The organism is Paraglaciecola sp. 2405UD69-4, assembly GCF_047525415.1.
Lineage (GTDB): Bacteria > Pseudomonadota > Gammaproteobacteria > Enterobacterales > Alteromonadaceae > Paraglaciecola.
The window spans coordinates 546,556-565,690 of the sequence record NZ_JBLIXM010000001.1 but is presented as its reverse complement, the minus strand read 5'-3'; the positions used below and the strand labels follow the sequence as shown (position 1 = coordinate 565,690).

General features: G+C 40.5%; 16 protein-coding genes. 5 read left to right on the top strand and 11 right to left on the bottom strand.

Annotation, left to right across the window (positions count from 1 at the left end):
* Positions 1-113 precede the first annotated feature (113 nt).
* Together ACMUMK_RS02550 and pyrC are read right to left on the bottom strand one after the other, a co-directional pair.
* A complete protein-coding gene (locus ACMUMK_RS02550; protein ID WP_414699556.1) occupies positions 114-914 on the bottom strand; it encodes a substrate-binding periplasmic protein in 801 nt (266 codons plus the stop codon).
* A gap of 138 nt (positions 915-1,052) precedes the next feature.
* On the bottom strand, positions 1,053-2,084 hold the full coding sequence (gene pyrC / locus ACMUMK_RS02545; RefSeq protein WP_414699555.1) for a dihydroorotase: 1,032 nt from the start codon (positions 2,082-2,084) through the stop codon (positions 1,053-1,055).
* Between the two features lie 208 nt (positions 2,085-2,292).
* Here pyrC and ACMUMK_RS02540 point away from each other — a divergent pair, with 208 nt between their 5' ends.
* A complete protein-coding gene (locus ACMUMK_RS02540) occupies positions 2,293-4,032 on the top strand; it encodes a lysophospholipid acyltransferase family protein (RefSeq protein WP_414699554.1) in 1,740 nt (579 codons plus the stop codon).
* Between the two features lie 11 nt (positions 4,033-4,043).
* On the opposite strand, the gene eutC is transcribed toward ACMUMK_RS02540, so the two are convergent.
* The 9 genes from eutC to ACMUMK_RS02495 form a co-directional block, all read right to left on the bottom strand.
* Complete coding sequence (gene eutC, locus ACMUMK_RS02535) at positions 4,044-4,943, bottom strand: ethanolamine ammonia-lyase subunit EutC (protein WP_414699553.1); 900 nt, start codon at positions 4,941-4,943, stop codon at positions 4,044-4,046.
* A gap of 9 nt (positions 4,944-4,952) precedes the next feature.
* Positions 4,953-6,359 carry an ethanolamine ammonia-lyase subunit EutB gene (locus ACMUMK_RS02530; protein ID WP_414699552.1) on the bottom strand — a complete coding sequence of 469 codons (1,407 nt, stop codon included), beginning with the start codon at positions 6,357-6,359 and terminating at the stop codon, positions 4,953-4,955.
* Positions 6,360-6,536: 177 nt separating this feature from the next.
* Positions 6,537-7,889, bottom strand: coding sequence for a molecular chaperone (yegD, locus tag ACMUMK_RS02525; protein ID WP_414699551.1), 1,353 nt, complete (start codon positions 7,887-7,889; stop codon positions 6,537-6,539).
* A gap of 396 nt (positions 7,890-8,285) precedes the next feature.
* Entirely contained in the window at positions 8,286-8,636 is a 351-nt protein-coding gene (locus ACMUMK_RS02520; protein WP_414699550.1) for a hypothetical protein, read from the bottom strand.
* Positions 8,637-8,651: 15 nt separating this feature from the next.
* Positions 8,652-8,870 carry a hypothetical protein gene (locus ACMUMK_RS02515; protein WP_414699549.1) on the bottom strand — a complete coding sequence of 73 codons (219 nt, stop codon included), beginning with the start codon at positions 8,868-8,870 and terminating at the stop codon, positions 8,652-8,654.
* A gap of 94 nt (positions 8,871-8,964) precedes the next feature.
* Complete coding sequence (locus ACMUMK_RS02510) at positions 8,965-10,830, bottom strand: ATP-binding protein (RefSeq protein WP_414699548.1); 1,866 nt, start codon at positions 10,828-10,830, stop codon at positions 8,965-8,967.
* 351 nt (positions 10,831-11,181) lie between these two features.
* On the bottom strand, positions 11,182-13,533 hold the full coding sequence (locus ACMUMK_RS02505; protein WP_414699547.1) for a DPP IV N-terminal domain-containing protein: 2,352 nt from the start codon (positions 13,531-13,533) through the stop codon (positions 11,182-11,184).
* Positions 13,534-13,925: 392 nt separating this feature from the next.
* Positions 13,926-14,270 (bottom strand): zinc ribbon domain-containing protein YjdM, encoded by a 345-nt coding sequence (locus ACMUMK_RS02500; protein ID WP_414699546.1) that lies wholly within the window; start codon positions 14,268-14,270, stop codon positions 13,926-13,928.
* A 116-nt stretch (positions 14,271-14,386) separates the two neighbouring features.
* Positions 14,387-14,908: a hypothetical protein gene (locus tag ACMUMK_RS02495; RefSeq protein WP_414699545.1), complete on the bottom strand. Its 522-nt coding sequence runs from the start codon at positions 14,906-14,908 to the stop codon at positions 14,387-14,389.
* Between the two features lie 407 nt (positions 14,909-15,315).
* Between ACMUMK_RS02495 and ACMUMK_RS02490 the strand changes: the two genes are divergently transcribed.
* The 4 genes from ACMUMK_RS02490 to ACMUMK_RS02475 all read left to right on the top strand — a co-directional run bounded on the left by ACMUMK_RS02490 (position 15,316) and on the right by ACMUMK_RS02475 (position 19,066).
* A complete protein-coding gene (locus tag ACMUMK_RS02490) occupies positions 15,316-15,867 on the top strand; it encodes a GbsR/MarR family transcriptional regulator (RefSeq protein WP_133471448.1) in 552 nt (183 codons plus the stop codon).
* 64 nt (positions 15,868-15,931) lie between these two features.
* Entirely contained in the window at positions 15,932-17,308 is a 1,377-nt protein-coding gene (locus ACMUMK_RS02485; protein WP_414699544.1) for a cytochrome ubiquinol oxidase subunit I, read from the top strand.
* 2 nt (positions 17,309-17,310) lie between these two features.
* Positions 17,311-18,309: a cytochrome d ubiquinol oxidase subunit II gene (gene cydB / locus ACMUMK_RS02480; RefSeq protein ID WP_414699543.1), complete on the top strand. Its 999-nt coding sequence runs from the start codon at positions 17,311-17,313 to the stop codon at positions 18,307-18,309.
* Positions 18,310-18,322: 13 nt separating this feature from the next.
* Positions 18,323-19,066, top strand: coding sequence for a phytanoyl-CoA dioxygenase family protein (locus ACMUMK_RS02475; protein WP_414699542.1), 744 nt, complete (start codon positions 18,323-18,325; stop codon positions 19,064-19,066).
* Positions 19,067-19,135 lie beyond the last annotated feature (69 nt).

Sequence of the window (19,135 nt, the reverse complement as noted above, 5' to 3'; positions counted from 1 at the left end):
AATAATTGAAGTCCAGCAGGACTGAATGGCGTAGCTACATATGGAAAGCAAATAAGGTTAAAACAACAACTCACAAATATTCATAGCTATCTATCATTCAAATTAAGAATGATTTACATCGAATCTAGATAATCTAATTTGCGAGTTGAATGCCGGGTGACAATTTCATCAATAACCCCTGTCTGCTTCATAGTTATTATTGTGGAGTCAAAATCTTGCAATCTGTGTTGCCAATCTTTGTTCAACATCAAAGAAATAAACTCTTTAGATACATAATTAGGAGTACGATAAATGTCACTCATGTTAGGAATATTATTCACTAACCACTCTTTTCTAAACTCATCTATTAAGGCTAAATCGCATCGCCCTTTCATCATGATTTTTATAATAGGAGCGCCTACGGAAACATTTAATCTATTTAAAATATTTTGTTTTAGTAGAGGGTCAATAACCGGATGTACAAAATTGTCCCGGGTACAGATTGTCTTACCTCGAGCCCAGCTTTCTATGGCACCGCTGCTTTCAAAGGGAGTAGTTGAGTAAAGATATTCGGAGTAGTAATAAAACGGTTCACTAAACAAAACTTTTTCTTGAATCGATACCCAACTTTTAGCTAAAAAAGTGGCGTTATATTCTCCACTTAAAATATTCGCTTCAACCTTGTTACGAGGTGTAGGAATAAACTCAACCTTAAGCCCCATGCGCCGGCCTAACTCTTCAGACATATCAATTAGAATGCCTGCATATATCTCGTCTTTAGGATTAAAATATACAAATGGAGGCTCTTGAGCGTGTAAGATACCCACTTTTAGAACATCCATACTAGTGTCAGCGCCAGCCTTAGGATGACATAACAGAGATAAAAATAACGCAGCATAAAACCACACATAAGTTGGTAACGTCTTATTCAACATTTTTATCCCCGTTTAGATGCTCTTGCATTGAATGCACTGTACCCCACTGACCCTTTGACGGTTTGAAACAACAATTAAATTTGCCAAGCTCACATTACTCTTGAGTAATTTACCTACCAACTAGTTCAAGTTGACAGCTTATTTAATTTTCCAAGCCACTGCCTGACCTGCAAAAAACGGCACTATTGCTTCACCGTTTGGTAAGGTAACTGTATCTGGCACTGACCACGTTTCTTTAACAAGTGTCACAGTGCTGCTATTACGGGGTAAGCCGTAAAAATCTGCACCATGGAAGCTAGCAAAGCCTTCAAGTTTATCTAATGCGTCTAGCTCATCAAATACCTGCGCGTATAACTCCAAGGCACTCCAAGCACTGTAACAGCCAGCACAACCACATGCATTTTCTTTCGCATGCCTAGCATGGGGCGCAGAGTCAGTACCTAAGAAAAACTTTGAAGACCCACTCGCCACAACCTTACGTAACGCTTGTTGATGCGTGCCTCTTTTCAACACCGGTAAACAATAATTATGGGGCTTTACACCGCCTACAAGTAAATCGTTGCGGTTAAGTAAAAGATGTTGCGGGGTTATGGTAGCGGCTAAGTTTTCAGAACCGGCGGATACAAATTCAGCGGCGTCAGCGGTTGTGATATGCTCGAATACAACTTTTAGGGCCGGAAAATCACTCACTATCTTGCTCATGTATTGATCAATAAAGACTTTTTCACGATCAAAAATATCCACATGATTTTCAGTCACTTCGCCATGCACAAGTAACAAAAGCCCCTGTTTTTGCATTTCTTCAAACACTGGATATAAAGCCTCAATACCTTTTACAGCTTGGGCTGAGTTGGTTGTGGCTCCAGCAGGATACAATTTTGCCGCCACCACTCCTGCCGCTTTTGCATCAATAATATCTTGCTGCGATGTTTGATTCGTCAAATACAAGGTCATTAATGGCTCAAAATTACTACCTTGGGTACGAGCGGCTAAAATTCGCTCTTTATATTCTAGCGCCAATTTAGCGTTAACAACTGGTGGTACTAAATTAGGCATCACGATTGCGCGAGCAAAGCATCTTGCGGTAGCCGGTACAGTTTCCCCCAACATATAGTCATCTCTAAAATGTAAGTGCCAATCATCAGGAGTCGTAATAGTAAGTTCTTGCATAGTCGCGCCTAAAATTAAGAAGAGTTCAATTAATCAGAGTATTATGCCTTAATTTGCTCTGTTACGCCTGTGGTGATGTTCCCTTTTTTACATTATTACTAACTGACATATAATAAGCTCTATGCAAAGTGAATAAATTGCTGATTTTCAAAGTAAATTAAAGCAAAATAGGAAGATTCTATTTAATTTACATTATGGAGCTGGTGTTATGCCTGCAGCCATTAGCTTGCTCAACCTTATCCCTAAAGATAAGTTAAACCCCGTCAAAAAATTTATTATTAAAACCTTAGACAAAGCCCTTGGCATTTCAAAACTAAACGAGCTTTACGTAGATACTCGCCTTCAAGGGGTGGACAGAACTACTTTTGCTAAAGGCCTATTGGATACGCTGAATATTCAACTAGACGGAATAGCAGATCTTCAAGACAAGATCCCCAAAGAAGGGCCAGTTGTGATTGCTAGCAATCACCCCTTTGGTGGAATTGAAGGGGTCATTTTAGCCTGGGCTATTGAGCAAGTTCGCCCCGACATTAAAGTCATGGCGAATCAAGGGCTAAAAATATTTCCTGAATTACAAGACTACTTCATCTTTACTAATCCGCTATCAGAAAAAGATCCTAAGAATGCGCCATCCATTCGCCAATGTTTAAAGCATGTAAAATCAGGAGGTGCGCTACTCCTTTTTCCTGCGGGTCGAGTCAGTTATTACCATAAAGATAGCAAACGAATAGCAGATCACAGCTGGAATAGAATTGTTGCCAGTATTGCCAGCCGCGCAAATGCGCCTTATGTTCCTGTATTTGTGAGTGGCTTAAACAGCCCTCTTTTTTACAGATTAGGCAGAATTTATTACCGTTTACGACTTCTTATGTTAGCTCGCGAACTAACAAATAAGCAAAACGCAAAAATTAAAGTCACAGCTGGCTTTCCCATAGAAGAAAAGCACTACGCTAAAGATTCGGATCTAATATGTCGTACAGAGCTTTTAAGAGCCCAAAGTTATCTAATTTCACCTGAATATCAAAAGTCTTGGCCTGCCGATCCAGTTACCGACATGCAGCCCCTTGCAGATGAAATCCCGTACCACGAAATTCAAGCCGAACTAGCAGCATTACCAGCTGAACAGCATCTGTTTGATCACAAAGACTTCTCTGTATATTTTGGTTATCAAAATCAGCTCCCAAAAACAGTAGATGAAATAGCGCGTTTACGAGAGCTAGTCTTTCGAGAGCATAACGAAGGCAGTGGAGAGCCAAGAGATACCGACAAGTTTGATGCAACCTATGTCCAGCTTTTTGTTACTAAAAAAGACACAGGGCAAATTATTGGTGCCTACCGAATGGGGCAAACAGACAAGCTACTAGCAGACGGTAACCTTGAAAACCTATACCTAAATCGAATGTTTGATTTTGGTCCCGAGTTTGTAAACCGTCAAAAGCCATGTTTAGAAATGGGGCGCTCTTTCCTGATTCCAGAGTATCAACGGAGCTTTCAAGGGTTATTTTTACTTTGGAGAGGTATAGGCGCTTATGTTTGTAAATACCCTAAGTATCGCACTTTGTATGGAACAGTATCCATTAGCAAATTATACGATATGCGCAGTGTCGCTGTCATCGAACAGGCAATGGTGACCACTACAAATAACGTGGCTCGCAGATACCCATACACCTACAACTTTCACCCAGAGTTTGCAGACTTTGCTAAAAAGTATGGTCTTAAAGATCACATTACTTCGCTATTAAAAACAGTAGAGCCAGATGGCAAAGATGTGCCTGTTTTATTAAAGCATTACAATAAGCTTGGGGCTGTGTTCCATAGCTTAGGTGTTGATAGAAGCTTCAATGATACGCCAGGCTTGTTATTGAGTGTTGACTTACCCTCTGCGCCAGAAAAACTATTAAAGCTTTATTTGGCCGAAGGCTACGAAGGGTATTTAGCGTCTGAATAAGTTATTGAAAACTACGGCTTAGCTAACAGAAAATTTACAGAGCTCGTGATCTGCTCAGTATCATGGGTGTTAGTTCGGTCTTTTAACGCCACTCCAGAAATCTTTTTGTCTCTGGACTCTCGCAATAGGTACATGGCTTTATGACTCGCCTCCATAAAGCTCATACCTGCTGGTCTTACATTAGAAATACAATTGCGAGATACATCCGTTAAGCCCAGTTTTGGTGCCCAGGTTAAATACATACCTATGCTGTCTGGAGAGCTCAGCCCAGGCCTTTCACCCACCAGCACTAAAACAGCATTAGCATTTAACAAAGAGGCCACCTCGTCACCTATAGCTACCCTTCCCTGCTGAACTATAGTTATGGGAGCTAGTCGCCAATCTTGACCTAGCCTATTGCTGTCATCTCGTAATTCATTGGCGAGGGCGTTAATAAGTGCAGCAGCATTATCTTGAATAGCACAAGATGACAAACCATCCACAACCACAATAGCCAAGTCATATTCTTTGCAACTAACTTCACCAGATTGTTGCAGCTTAATAATTTGCTGCTGAGACACCTCATCAAGCCTACGGCCAAGGTTAGGACGCTGTAAGTAGGTAACTCGGTTTTCTGCAAGGCTATGCAAAATGATAGGTGATTGCGGCACAACTGGCAGACTCAAACTCCGTATATCATCAGCTAAAGTTTGCACATTTAATGGTAAATGCACCGCATCACGGGCCTGTGCATGTGCTAATTGAAAAGCCAGTAATTCATTAGTTGGTAAACTAATACCGGCTCGACCTAAACCGATACGAGCATCTGTAAAATTTTGTAGAATGCGCCAAGGGTTATCAGTAACTAAATCTGAAGCGCTAAGTCCAATATCCTCTAATGCGTTAGCCTTGTGTGATTTTTTATCTGTCATGATTAATCCTTAAACACCAGAGCCTGAGAATGGCGCCAAACTATGGGCAAAAGAGTCAGGTATAGATGAAGTTAAGGAGGGGCGTTTTTCATCAGTAAATATATTCATTTTATGTAACCACACTTCAAACTCTGGCGCAGGCTTTAATCCCAACACGCTTCTCGCATACAAAGCATCATGAAAAGAGGTGGTTTGGTAGTTAAGCATGATGTCATCAGCACCGGGGACACCCATAATAAACGAACAACCCGCTACCCCAAGTAAAGTTAATAGATTATCCATATCATTTTGATCGGCTTCTGCATGATTGGTGTAACACACATCACAGCCCATAGGTAAACCTAACAATTTACCGCAAAAGTGGTCTTCTAAACCTGCACGAATAATCTCTTTGCCATCAAACAAATACTCAGGCCCTATAAATCCCACCACTGTATTGACCAATAAAGGATTAAACTTTCTTGCAACAGCATAAGCTCGGGCTTCACAGCTTTGTTGGTCTATTCCAAAATGTGCATTTGCAGATAAAGCGCTGCCCTGGCCGGTTTCGAAATACATAACATTTTGCCCAACAGTGCCGCGATTTAGAGATAAAGCTGCTTGTTGCGCTTCAGCAAGTAGCGATAAATCCACGCCAAAACTAGTATTAGTAGCTTGAGTGCCACCAATAGATTGGAACACTAAATCAACAGGAGCGCCGGCCTCTATGGCTTCAATGGTATTCGTGACATGAGTTAAAACACAAGACTGGGTAGGTATTTGGTATTTCTGGATCACCTCATCCATTAAGTGCATTAACTTAATGGCTTGCTGCACATTGTCAGTGGCAGGGTTGATACCAATAACCGCATCACCGCTACCATACAACAAGCCGTCTAAAATACTCGCAGCAATACCGTTGATGTCATCGGTAGGGTGATTGGGCTGCAGGCGGGTTGATAACCTACCTGATAGACCGATAGTGTTTCGAAAAGCACTGGTAACTTGGCATTTTTTAGCCACTAAGATGAGATCTTGGTTACGCATGATTTTACTCACCGCAGCTGCCATTTCGGGAGTAATACCTTGGGATACATTACGTAACTCAGCAGTACCTACATTATCGCTTAACAGCCAATTACGAAAGTCGCCCACAGTTAGGTGTGATATAGGCTGAAAAGCCACGCTGTCATGCTCGTCAATAATCAAACGAGTCACCTCATCCAGCTCATAGGGTACTAAAACATCATTTAAGAATGTCTTGAGTGGTACCTCAGCTAATGTCATTTGCGCAACAACACGCTCTTCGTCAGTGGCCGCTGCCACACCAGCTAAGCGGTCTCCAGAGCGAGCAGGTGTCGCCTTTGCCATCAACTCAGCTAAACTTTTGAAGTGATAGACTTTGCTACCTAAAATATGTTGGTAAGTGGCAGGCATAGTACTTTCCAAGAATGAGTAAAATCAAAAACCCTACCTGTTTTTAACACATAAGGATTTAAGTTTCATTACAGCTAGGTGTACTGGCCTTGTCCCACCTTTAATGCTAATGAGTTTACGCCACCACTAAAAAAGCCATAGCAAAGCTCATTAGGTACCCATATAAAATGTGGTACATCACTTAAAGCACAAATCAGCCCATCTTGCTAAACCAGAGGTAACCGACCCTTCGTAATCCCCATTGGCAATAGGTATGTTACCCACCACAGATTTTATCGCTGCTCTTAAAAGCGGAGAACGGGCAGAACCACCTGTGATGAATATTTCATCTGGCTGTACTTGTGTTTGGGCGAGAGTCTCTTGCACTAATTTTTGGATTTTAAGTACTGGGCGGTATATGGATTTTTCTAGCTGCTGGGCAGAAACCGGAATAGCGATATTCTCAGAAGCAAGCTGCAAATTCGCGGTAAAACTATCGTTATTAGACAAGGCAACTTTTGTTCTTTCTGCCTCAGCCACAATGCTGTGACCTAAGGTATTGTCGTACACCTCTATCAACCTAGCTAGCTTATCTGGCTGCTTAGCAGAAGACTGCATACTCTTCAGCTCTCGATAATTAGCCCGTGAATAAAAGGTTTTTTGGGCAATCACATCGTTAATGGCAATACATTCCCAAAATGGCATATTGGGCATAGGTAAGCCAGATTTAGCCTCGGTGTCTTTACCAAATTCTTGCATAAAGCTTTTGCTAGCAAGGTGGATATCTAAGTCATTCCCACCAACAAAACTGCCTGCATGTCCTAACAAAGATTCTGCACGTTGCTCTTTGCCTACCCAACTAGGCCCCATGCGTATAAGAGAGCAATCTGAAGTACCGCCACCAATATCCACCACCAGCACATTTTTGTCAGAGGTTAAACTCGCTTCATATTCTAACCCTGCAGCCACTGGCTCAAACTGAAATTCGATATGCTTAAACCCAGCTCTGGTGGCGGCTCGGCGTAAAATATCCTCAGCCTGAATATTAGCTTGCTCGCCACCTTTATTATGGAAATTAATTGGCCGGCCAATTACCGTTTCATCTACCTGTTTATTTAATGACGCTTCAACTTTTTGCTTTATATTGGCCATCATGGCACACACAATATCTTCAAATATGGTGTAGCGAATTTCATCTAAGCCCAACAAGCCTAAAAATGACTTAGGTGATTTCACATAGTAATAATCAGTTGGATCCTCTAAATACAAAGCCGTGGCTTGCTTCCCAAAACGAATATCATCAGGCACCAAATCTATGCCTTCTCTTTTGTTGGTATTAATCGAACTTTGTAGCAAAGTTTTACCCACATTACTGATAGGTAAAATGTTTAAGTGTCGATATAGATATTCAGTGACAGATTCTCTATTAGGCGCACACAAGGTAGATGAAAGTAACACCTCTCCGTCATTTAATGGGATGGACTGAACCTTATTATTAACTATATGTGCAACGGAACATGTGGCGGTACCGAAATCAAAACCAACGGCCATTATTACCTCTTAAAAGATTGTATCTAGCTGACTAATTGAGCTCTAAATTAAACGACTCTGTGAACAGCAAGGAAATGCTGAGCTTATATTTTACAGAGAACACAAAGAAAAGACATGACGGCTTGGCTGAAAGATGAGTATCTGTGTCCTCTGGCGATTAGAACTAGTGAAGGCTTGCACACTAAGCTAACGATTGGCAGATATATTAGAAATTGTCTGATAGTTTGGATTAAGGTTAGTTTTCAGCCCAAAAGGGACTGAATAACTTGGCTATATAGACGGGGAAAATGAGTCACTTCATTTAATTTCATTTAATTTGGATCTGACCCTATTAATAAAACGACTAAGCCCACGTGTTATTGTCCCAGGAAGCTTGCGACCGACTACAGCGGTTTATTATGTGTTTTTAACGTAGTTTGAAAAAAGTTGTTTAATCTGTCGTTCGAGTAGCATGTGATTACAACGCTCTAAAAATGAATAAATTTCTAATAACTGAATAATCGTTATTTTTGCTGAGCCCAGCTCTTTATTAAATTTTAAGTTATCGGTAGTTTTTTTGTAATCCTGTAATTTTGCATATTCCGGTAAATTAGACAGTCTTTTACTATCAAAATCACTGATGGTTGTACTTATTTCTAATGGTGCTTGATTTACATAAAGACCAAGCATAGAAATAAAACCATTCTCAATTTCTGGAGCGTCATTTTCTTCTCCCGCAGCAGAAGCCGCACCTAATATTTGCCCCAATGAACTTGAAAGCTCTTAATGACCTGATGCTAGTTTTTGCTGCCGGTCTTTGTAATATGAGAATAAGTACTCTCTTGCCTTAAACTCGTGATTTTTAGATAGCTCTTTAATTTTGAATTTATACTGAGAGCTTGTTGCTTTATAGGTGGCAAAAGACGCGATTATGGCTGGACCTATAATCTTTGTCGCTTCAATAAGAACAGTCTCAATACTTTTTATTACCTCAACTTCCAATGTAGTTTCCTATAGTGCATAACGCCCTCAGCACGCGCGGTTCTGTGGTGTAGGCAGAGCCGTAACGAAAAAGCCGTCGCTGTGCCTGCAATTGTTATGCATATCCCAACATATCTCGTACTTCATTTACATAAAGCCCCCACTCCTCAGCCACCTGCCGAGTAACGCTGGATTCAAACTCTGGATATTTTCGCGTGTGAAACCATGTTTCAGAGTTACCGGAGACTCTAGCTTTGTATCCAGGGCCCTTTCCCCATTGTTTAAACAAATCATTCCAAAACTGATTATCTGATGAAAGGTTGTTTTCATAAACAGCACGTCCTTTAGCAAACGCTTTTTGGTAAATATCACCAAGTCGTTTCTCAGTTGTTTGTTTTAATTGTTTTAGCAACGCGTAGGCAGGTTGAAGCTCATTTTGGGAAAGCATGTTATCTATTAGTACGATGAATTCATCTTTTAGGGTGCCGATTTGATCAACAACTTGCTCACGAGAACCGGCAGCTAAAAGTTGATAGTAATCGAGGTTGTGCCACTCTCCTCGGCGATTGACACTAGCTCGAACACTCGCGGCATAAGTACCCTTGTTCTTGATGTCATTAACCAATGGTAAAAAATATTCCTTTAGCGAAGGAGAGCAGCCTTGAGCCTTTTTTATCCATGCTTCTAGGGTATTCTTAACCTGATTTTTCGCCGCTCTAGCTGATTGAGAGACTAATTCAGTTTCGATGTCGCTAATAGCCTTCTCGATATCGAAAATATCTTGGGCATATTGGCCACGTAGCACAGAGACTTTTTCGGCCAATAATTTTCTAAGCTGCTTTGGGTCATCAGACTTTACATCGAAAAATTGCACATCTAAGTTGTCAAATTGTAGTGTGTGCTTTAGATCATTAACCACCTGCTCAGCACGGATCTCGCGCCCCTCAATTTTGTCACCGACAGGTTCATCTATATCGATAACTTTCTCAGCTTCACTCTCCCGATCCAGAATTAATAGAACGGTTTCTTTGGCAACTCGTTGACTTAGGCCTGCATCCTTGGCGAGCTTCAGTAACCCAGTCATTGTTTTATCGGGCGCTTCGTTAAATCGGCAACAGAGTACACTCACGGTGCGATTGTCCGTAAGGCAGCCATCAAGGTCGGCACGGTTAACTGTCTGATCGACACCCTTCGTATCAATTACTGACAGTGCATAATTGATATGTTCAAAAAGTCTTACCGGTACTAATATGCGTATATGCTTAGGCAATCCAACGCTTGGATAAGTGCAGCTATTGATGGCCTTGAATGTTGAATGAAGCCACTGGTTTTGATCCAATTCAGTATCATTAGTAAATAGTGTTTGATGACGAGAAGGAAAGTCAATACGCTCCATCAGCACATCTGTTAACGATTCGATGGATTGATAATCGGCAGCGAAATTTTTCGCGCTGTCTGTAGTGATTCGCTTTCCCTCTGGGTTTTTCGTTCGAGATATTCGGAGATTGAGCATGTTACGGAGCGCTCTTTCAACTTCGGCGCTTAGTTTGAACGACTCTGAGTTATCTGCTTCTGCTATATCTGATGCATGTAGGTATTGAGCAAAGTCGCTAAGATAACTCTTTAGCTCGGCTTCAGTGTGCGGAGTTACTTCAACTCTCAGTTGACTACCAGCTGCTATTTCTACTTCGCAAAGAGTGGTCCGACCACTACCAGTGCTAAGAATTGGTTCATCTCCATGCAGTAAGCCTAGCAAGTGACATATAGCGGTTGTCTTTCCGGTTCCGACGTTACCGATAAATGCCAGCCTTTGATCTGAATTTGATAGATAAGAAACGGCATCGTCAAAAAGCTCCAGATGGTTAGCTAACTGCTTCCGTGTTGCGCTCTCCTCCGGTAGTTTTTCAATCAAATTATTTATTACTTCATGCAAAGTCTTTTGCCTATCTTTCAGATCATTAGCTTCAATTTCTATATTCATTTATCGCACCCTTTGCTCTCCATTTGACAGCTCTCCAGAACCACCACTTATTTCATAACAATTTAATATGAGGCAACTTGCCTGTTTTTCTGCTGGCTGTTTGCCTCTTTTTGTCCTTCTACCATTTGTATCAAATTTATCCAGCCTTTACCAAGTGTTATTCTCCGGCTTATTCGCTGATTATAATTTGGCCTCCTATCGAGACACCCATTGTAACAAAACAATAAAATATGCTTTAAATCAATATATTACAGAATACAGCATCGTAAAAATAATGATAGATTCACCAAACTGGTAGGCTGCCAAGCCAAGAGTCTGGAAAGCAACGGCTCTGGCCCGCAGGTTTTTGTTTTAATTAGTTTTCAATTCAAAGTTTTTAGGAGGTGTTTTTCCTAAAAGGTGCTTGTAAAAATAATCCCATCTTTTCCTCATAAAATATGGATGTCGGGAACTACTATGATTTGCGTTTGGAATTAAAATAAAATCAAAGTCTTTATTGGCCTTTATTAATGCATCTACTAGGTTAATTGTCTGCGAAGGGTGCACGTTGTCATCCATATCACCGGTCATTAGCAACAACTTACCTTTCAAGTTTTCTGCTAATATGATGTTGGAGTGAGCTTTATTTTCATTTAAACCTTCGCTACACATATATGTGTCCATCCAAATGCTGATATTTCCTTCACTGTCGTGATTTCCAGCGGAACTTACAGCAACATCATAAAAATCTGGAAACTTTAATATTGCTCTAGCAGATGCGTAGCCCCCCGCAGAGTGCCCAAAAATGCCTACACGATCAATGTCGAGATAGGATCTGCTCGCAGCGAGTTGTTTTATTCCAGACACATGATCAACTAGTCCACCAGCAAAGCCCAAATTGTTATATGCATGGAGTAAAAACGCTTTGGAGCGCAGCGGTGTTCCTCTGCCATCCATGTTAATCACAATAAACCCAAGCTCTGCCAGTGCAGATTGATGTCTTAAACCTCCGTTGACTGGCCAGTCATACCCTATTTCTGCCCTTGTCATTTGCGGGCCTGGGTAAATGTCATCTATAACAGGGTAACGTTTTTCACTATCTAAATGAGTGGGTTTAAATACAAGACCGTATGTTTTTGTATGCTCGTCAGCAGCTTTCATTTCAACTCTTTCTGGCCATTGCCAGCCCTTGTTAGTCCACGCCGAAAAATCACTGACTTCTAAGTTCATAATAAACTTGCCACTAATATCTCTGAGAATGGATACGGGCTCACCACTCCAAGCATTATTGGATATGAAAAATTTATTATTTGGAGAGAGCTTAATTTTGTGGTCTGCATTTTCGGGCGTTAGCAGCGTTAAATTACTCCCATCAAAATTTACGCTATAGAAATTAATAAAATAAGGATCTCGCCCTTTTTCCTTGCCTGAAGCAGTGAAGTATATCTGTCTCTTACCTTCATCAAGGTAAAGGACATCTCTTACTACATAATCCCCTTTCGTGATGGCGTTTTTTAACGCCTTATTGTGATCATACAAATAGAGGTGGCCGTAGCCACTTCTTTCTGAAAACCAAATAAACTCACCTGATGAAAGTCTTCTGACGTTAGGTTTAGAAAATAAGAAAGCGTTTACAGCGACAAGGCTGTCACTGGATTCTGTAATCATCAATCTAGCATTACCGTTATTTGGATTTATTTGATAATACTTAATCTCTTTTAGGCAACGGGGTTGCCAAAGTGCTTCGATAGATTGGCTTGCTTCATCCCACCATAAACGCGTTTCAACTTTATCTAGTGGCGTTACCGTTGTTGAAATAAAAGGAGGTACATCCAATTTTGTGATTACCTTTTCTTTTACATCTATAACAATCGGATAGGCCAAGGGCACATTTGTGTCACTGGGAACAGGGTATTTATATGTGTGTATAATTGGCCGTAACGACTTACCTACATCAGTCATTTGCAGCAAGTGCGTTGATACAACCTTTCGTTCATCTAATTGGTGAGTAAGGATTTTGCTTGAATCAGGAGACCAAGCTAGCACCGGTGGTATTGGCCATTGACCTCTTGTTTGCGAAATATGATAAAGGCTTGACTCGGTATTAGTCCCGTATGCAAAATGTTTTAATCCATCAAATGTTAATTGCGTTTCTTCATCTGAATCTACATTCCTCACGAAGAGATTATATTCTTTGACATAGGCAACCCAGTTGCCATCAGGAGACAAACTCTCTGTTGGAGACGGCAAAAAAGTATCGGGAGCGTCGTTAAGCACACCTTCATTTAGATAATAAACGAAAGACTTTTCTAGGTAACTAAATTCAAGACTTTGGGCTTGGTGATCATATTTTTTTATCGTTATGGGTAAGTGGTCTGAATCAATTTTTTCTTCAGTTGACTTTTGCAGCGCTAACGCTAATTTTTGACGGTCAAATAATGGCTTTTTTAACTTTTTGTTGGGAATGACCAAAAAGTATTCTTTGGCTTTAACACCATCTTTTTCATACCAAAATGTTTCGCCGTCATCAATCCAATTAGCCGTGATATATGCTTCGTAAACTTTACTCTGCTTAGCATTAAGAAAGTATTGCGCACGTTCATAGCGCTCTAAAGAATGGGCTGCTTCAGCTTCTTTGGTATCTTCTGCTTGAGTTGGAAATCCAAAAATCAGTAGGAATAAAATAAGAAAGGGGTTAACTAGTCGCCTATGTGCTTTTGTCATGTATAGTGGCCTAATAAAATCTATTGATTGTTTATCGTTGCAACCCTAACCACTATTTTTATACGGATGCATATTACTCGGTGGTACTTTGTGCAAAACCACCTAGGCTATCAGAATAAGCTATCACTTATGTTTGCACAACTGACTACACGTTTTTCTGTTCAGCAATCCAATTTCGGCGATTTAAGTACTTGGGACACATAGCTACTTATCCCTCTTTCACTCCCGGCTCAGTGGCTCTGACTCCACTAAAAAGTTTACTAATTTATGATGTTAAAAAGTCCAATTACAAAAAAACTCAAGGGGCTTAACGAATTGATTCATTAAGCCCCTTGAGTTTTAAAAATATATAACTTGGGAGTTTAGCAGTGGCGCCCTACTTGGCTAAGGTTTTAAGCAGATTGCTTTTTAACAAACTTAGCCGTTACCATCATTTCGCCAATACCATCCACTTTGCAGTCTAATTCATGGTCTTTTTTATCAAATACTCTTCTGACTAAGGCTTTAGTTCCAATCTTAATAACCTGTGAGCTACCTTTAATTTTTAAATCTTTAATCACAGTCACTTTATCGCCATCAGACAATAAGGCTCCATTGGCGTCTTTGATGAGTATTGCATCGTCATCTTGCTCACCAGATTGAGACCATTCGTGAGCACATTCTGGGCAAACGTACATATCACGGTCTTCGTAGGTGTAAGTTGAACTGCATTCGGGGCAGGCGGGTAAATCACTCATTGTAGAGGGGATCCTAAAAAATCATATAATAACGCTAATTATCCTCCCTTTAAGGTATAAATGCTATACCTTACAACTTGGTAGCAACGGCAGAATAATATCAAACCTACAGATGATTAGGCCTGCTTCCTAAGATAAGAGGCCGTGCTTGGCGCCACACCAAATCCAGATAAACTGCCATTGCCCAGTAAAGAGTTTATAACACCAAGCAATGAAAAATGATGAATGGCATGGCTTGATACAAACACTAGCTCTCTGGCTAAGGTTGATTGAGTTTGGGTGTTTTGAGTCTCATTCACAGAGGTTTCACAAATAATACTGATGGGTAGGTCAGCATCAAGCTCACTCACCTCTTCTAACCAAAGCTCAATTTCAGCCCACATAGATAAAGCAGTTGTAATACAAGACTCAACATTAGAATGTCTATTACGTTTATTGTAATTTACAACACCAGATGCAATGCCATCTTTTAAAGCCAAATAGTGATCTAGTATGTGACGCATGTGTGCACCAGCACTACTAGAAAAATGAGGCTTTAATACCTTTTGATAGCCTTCAGCAGTAATGCCTAATAAAAACTCTTTAGCTTGTTGAACAGTTTCTATTTGACCTGTTAGCGGGATTGTATTGTTGAGCATGAGCTACCTGTTTTACTTGTATTTGTTATTAATTTAATCGGACACGGGTATGACCATGATCAACCGCAAAAAATTTCATTACCAGATTACCTATTTAAACTTTTGTTTAAAAGACCATTCAGGATAGGATTTATTAAATTAATACACTTATGTTACAAACATATTATTCGATAAATCATTGCTTTACACCAAGGTAATGCAAATTATTCAGGTATTCTTACATAACTTAATCATCCCTTTCATCACAAATCATTCACTTTTTGTAGCGAACTTGTTGCATATTTAAGACCAAAACGATCAAATTACCAACTAGTTGTCATCACAAAAACTACGATTATTCTTGACCTAGATCAAGTTTCGATCTAAAGTTTCAATAATTACTGAAACTTTAGAACTTAGAGAAAGCTATGAAAATGACTCCTATGATTGAAACCTTTGTTATGCATTTTGGCGAAATGGGTAGTCGTTGGGGCTTTAACAGAACCGTTGGCCAAATATACGCCTTACTGGTTATCACAAAAGATCCCGTCAGCGCTAACCAAATAGCCGAAGCCCTAAGTATATCAAGGGGTAACGTTAGTATGGGCATTAAGGAATTACAATCATGGCAGCTCATACAACTTCATCATAAAGCTGGGGACAGAAAGGATTATTACCAAACCAATGGCAGCATTTGGGACATGGCCAACCGTGTATTTGAAGAACGGAGAAAGCGTGAAATAGACCCCACACTTTCTTTGCTACGAGATATATTGCTCGACACTGCTGCCAATGACAACGAGCTTTACGCCCAAGAAAAGTTACAAGAAGTACATGACTTGCTAGAAGGTGTAACCAAGTGGTCTAGCGAATTACAACGTTTAAGTCCTGAAAAGCTAGATACCTTAATGAAGCTTGGTTCTGGTGTCGGAAAAGTACTAGATATCAAAGAAAAGCTCTTAAAGCGAAGTAACGAATAAACGTTTCTTAGCAAATGAATTAATACATAAATTAACCTATTCACATTAAACACAAAGGTGCCCTATGGACGACGTCTTCCTGTTGTCTCGCCTGCAATTTGCAGCCAACATAAGTTTTCACATTTTATTCCCTAGCATCAGTATCGCTTTGGGTTGGTTCTTATTCTATTTCAAACTCAGATTTAACATTAGCGGCCATCCTGTATGGATGCGAATCTACCGTTTTTGGGTCAAGGTATTTGCTTTGACCTTTGCTATGGGCGTGGTTAGCGGTATTACCATGTCATTTCAGTTTGGCACTAACTGGCCAGGCTACATGGAAACCGTGGGTAATATTGCTGGCCCCTTACTCGGTTACGAAGTGCTCACAGCCTTCTTTTTAGAAGCCACCTTTTTAGGCATTATGTTGTTTGGGATCCACAAAGTGCCTAATTGGCTGCATACCCTTTCTATTCTAATTGTGGCAGTAGGGACAACCATCTCAGCGTTTTGGATAATTGTACTGAACTCTTGGATGCAAACTCCAGCAGGCTTTGAAATGCGTGAAGGTGTGGCACATGCGGTAGACTGGTGGGCAATTGTATTTAATCCATCCTTTCCTTATCGCTTAGGGCATGTATTACTCGCTTCTGGGCTAACGGCTTCATTTCTTATTGCTGGTTTGTCAGCATATCGTATTTTACGTGGCGACCATAAAAAAGCACCCAGGCTTGCATTAAAAACAGCAGTGTTTGCAGCATCTATCTTGATGCCACTACAAATTTTTGTTGGTGATGCCCATGGGCTAAATACCCTTGAACATCAACCTCAAAAAGTAGCTGCAATGGAAGGTATATGGGACACAGAAAAAGGCGTGCCCTTACTATTGTTTGCTATTCCTGATGAGAAAAACCGTACTAATCATTTTGAGCTGCCCATTCCAAATGTCGCAAGCATTATATTAACCCACGATCCAGAGGGCGAGATTAAAGGCTTAAATGAATTTGTTGGCGAGCATCCTCCTGTTGCCCCTGTGTTTTTCGGGTTTAGGGTAATGGTCGGCATGGGTGTGCTGATGTTAATCGTAGCTTGGTTTTGCAGTTTTCATCTTATTCGTAAGAAAGAGCTAGGCTCAGTGCCGCTATATGCTTTAGTTGCTATGACGTTTTCTGGGTGGATAGCCACATTGGCAGGCTGGTATGTCACAGAAATCGGACGTCAGCCCTATCTAGTCTCTGGGATATTAAAAACAGCAGATGCCGTGACAGATATTCCACCAGAGAATGTAGTGTTTAGCTTTGTCATGTATATGTCTGTCTATGTCGTCTTGCTAATCGCCTATTTACATACCCTGTTTTTAATGGCGAGAAAGTCTGTCGAAATAGAAGAAATGAAACCAGAAGATGAATTACAGTCACCTTTTAATTCCTCCACTAACAAAGCAATAGAGCAAGGAGCATAACTATGTTTGCCGATCATAATTTGCCAGTAATCTTTGCAGGACTTATGGCTTTATCTGTCATTGTATATGCCATATTAGATGGGTATGACTTGGGGGTTGGAATATTACTCCCCCTAGAAAACGACAAGCAAGCGGATCAAATGATTGCTTCAATTGGCCCATTTTGGGATGCAAATGAAACTTGGCTAGTACTAGCCGTGGGCTTGTTATTGATAGCCTTTCCTAGCGCCCACAGTGCCATACTTAAAAGTTTGTATATTCCAACCGCCATTATGCTAATTGGGCTCATACTCAGAGGCGTCGCCTTTGACTTTCGAGCTAAAGTGGCTCAAGTGAACAAACATAGATGGAATCAAGTGTTCAAACTAGGATCATTTGTAGCCAGTTTAAGTCAAGGGTATATGCTGGGAAGCTTTGTGATGGGTTTTGAAACTACCCTAGCAGCCTACTTGTTCTCAGCTTTAAGTGCGTTAGGTGTTACCTGTGCTTACGCCTTAATTGGTAGTACTTGGCTGATTCTAAAAACCACAGACGATTTGCAATTACGCGCTATTAAATGGGCAAAACTGGCAGGAATAATTAGCTTCGTAGGCATAATAGCGGTGTGTATTGTCAACCCTCTAATAAATGCTTTTGTGTTCGAACGTTGGACTAGGGCACCATTTGCATACTTTGTGGCGATTATACCCTTTGCCTGTTTTACCTTAATGTATGTAGGGTATTTAGTCCTCAGAAAACTCCCATTAAAAAATGATATAGGCTGCTGGCTTCCATTTTTAATTACTGTGATCGTGTATATTTTTTGTTTTAGTGGCCTAGCATTTAGTTTTTATCCTTATGTGGTACCAGGTGAACTAACCATATGGCAAGCCGCAAGTGCGCCAGAATCACTTAGGTTTATTTTATATGGAGCACTTATCGTCATACCCTGTATTCTGGCCTACACAGTGTTTTCATATCGAGTATTTTGGGGCAAAGTAGAGGAACTAAGATACCATTAACCCATAAGGCCAAATGTTAAACTCGGCTCATAAACAGCACTTTGACGAATATGGTTATGTTAAGTTAACTAATCATTTCGTTGAAGGGCAGCTTGCACCAATACAAGACTTGGTAGATGTTTTTCATCATGCTTGGCGCAAAGACAATTATGCGTTTTATAGCAAACAAGCTGTGAATAGCTCTGGTTTAACCTCGCAGCAATACCTAACCGATGCAATGAGGCTAAAGCTATTCGAGCTGATTTGTGACACATCTATACTCAGTATAATTGAACAGCTTATTCCGAATCCTTTGTTTATGGGCACACAATTATTTTTTGACCCAGTCACCTCTAATCAAGCTAATTATTGGCATAGAGATCCTCAATACCACTTGTCAATTGAAGAGCAAAAAGCGGCACTGATAGGGCCTGAAGTACTGCACCTTAGAGTACCCCTTAAAGATGAACCCGGAATAGAATTGATACCTGGCTCACATAACAAATGGGACAGCGAAGAAGAGTTACAAGTACGCTTGCAACAAAATGGGCATACAAATGCAGAGGGTTTGTCTAAGGGTAAAAGCCTACCGTTACAATATGGCGATGGCTTAGTGTTTTCCGCCAAAATGATCCATCGAGGATTGTATGGTAATAACCGACTTAGCCTAGATATTTTATATTGTGAAAGAGCCACACACCTCATTGAATTTATAAATCCAGAGCATCAACCGACTCCTGCAATGCAAGCTAAATTAAATCAAAGCCTATTTTTATAAGTCTTCTTTAGTGTAACAAATCCGTCACAGCAGCTTCACCTAACTGTCACCCAGCTTTCATATCCTTAT

Bases quoted from the DNA above. Each gene is read 5' to 3' on its own strand.
- ACMUMK_RS02510 (WP_414699548.1), bottom strand. From the start codon at position 10,830: ATGAATATAGAAATTGAAGCTAATGATCTGAAAGATAGGCAAAAGACT.
- ACMUMK_RS02530 (WP_414699552.1), bottom strand. From the start codon at position 6,359: ATGCCTGCCACTTACCAACATATTTTAGGTAGCAAAGTCTATCACTTC.
- ACMUMK_RS02540 (WP_414699554.1), top strand. From the start codon at position 2,293: ATGCCTGCAGCCATTAGCTTGCTCAACCTTATCCCTAAAGATAAGTTA.
- yegD (WP_414699551.1), bottom strand. From the start codon at position 7,889: ATGGCCGTTGGTTTTGATTTCGGTACCGCCACATGTTCCGTTGCACAT.
- cydB (WP_414699543.1), top strand. From the start codon at position 17,311: ATGTTTGCCGATCATAATTTGCCAGTAATCTTTGCAGGACTTATGGCT.
- ACMUMK_RS02500 (WP_414699546.1), bottom strand. From the start codon at position 14,270: ATGAGTGATTTACCCGCCTGCCCCGAATGCAGTTCAACTTACACCTAC.
- ACMUMK_RS02505 (WP_414699547.1), bottom strand. From the start codon at position 13,533: ATGACAAAAGCACATAGGCGACTAGTTAACCCCTTTCTTATTTTATTC.
- pyrC (WP_414699555.1), bottom strand. From the start codon at position 2,084: ATGCAAGAACTTACTATTACGACTCCTGATGATTGGCACTTACATTTT.
- ACMUMK_RS02485 (WP_414699544.1), top strand. From the start codon at position 15,932: ATGGACGACGTCTTCCTGTTGTCTCGCCTGCAATTTGCAGCCAACATA.
- eutC (WP_414699553.1), bottom strand. From the start codon at position 4,943: ATGACAGATAAAAAATCACACAAGGCTAACGCATTAGAGGATATTGGA.
- ACMUMK_RS02495 (WP_414699545.1), bottom strand. From the start codon at position 14,908: ATGCTCAACAATACAATCCCGCTAACAGGTCAAATAGAAACTGTTCAA.
- ACMUMK_RS02475 (WP_414699542.1), top strand. From the start codon at position 18,323: ATGTTAAACTCGGCTCATAAACAGCACTTTGACGAATATGGTTATGTT.
- ACMUMK_RS02490 (WP_133471448.1), top strand. From the start codon at position 15,316: ATGAAAATGACTCCTATGATTGAAACCTTTGTTATGCATTTTGGCGAA.
- ACMUMK_RS02550 (WP_414699556.1), bottom strand. From the start codon at position 914: ATGTTGAATAAGACGTTACCAACTTATGTGTGGTTTTATGCTGCGTTA.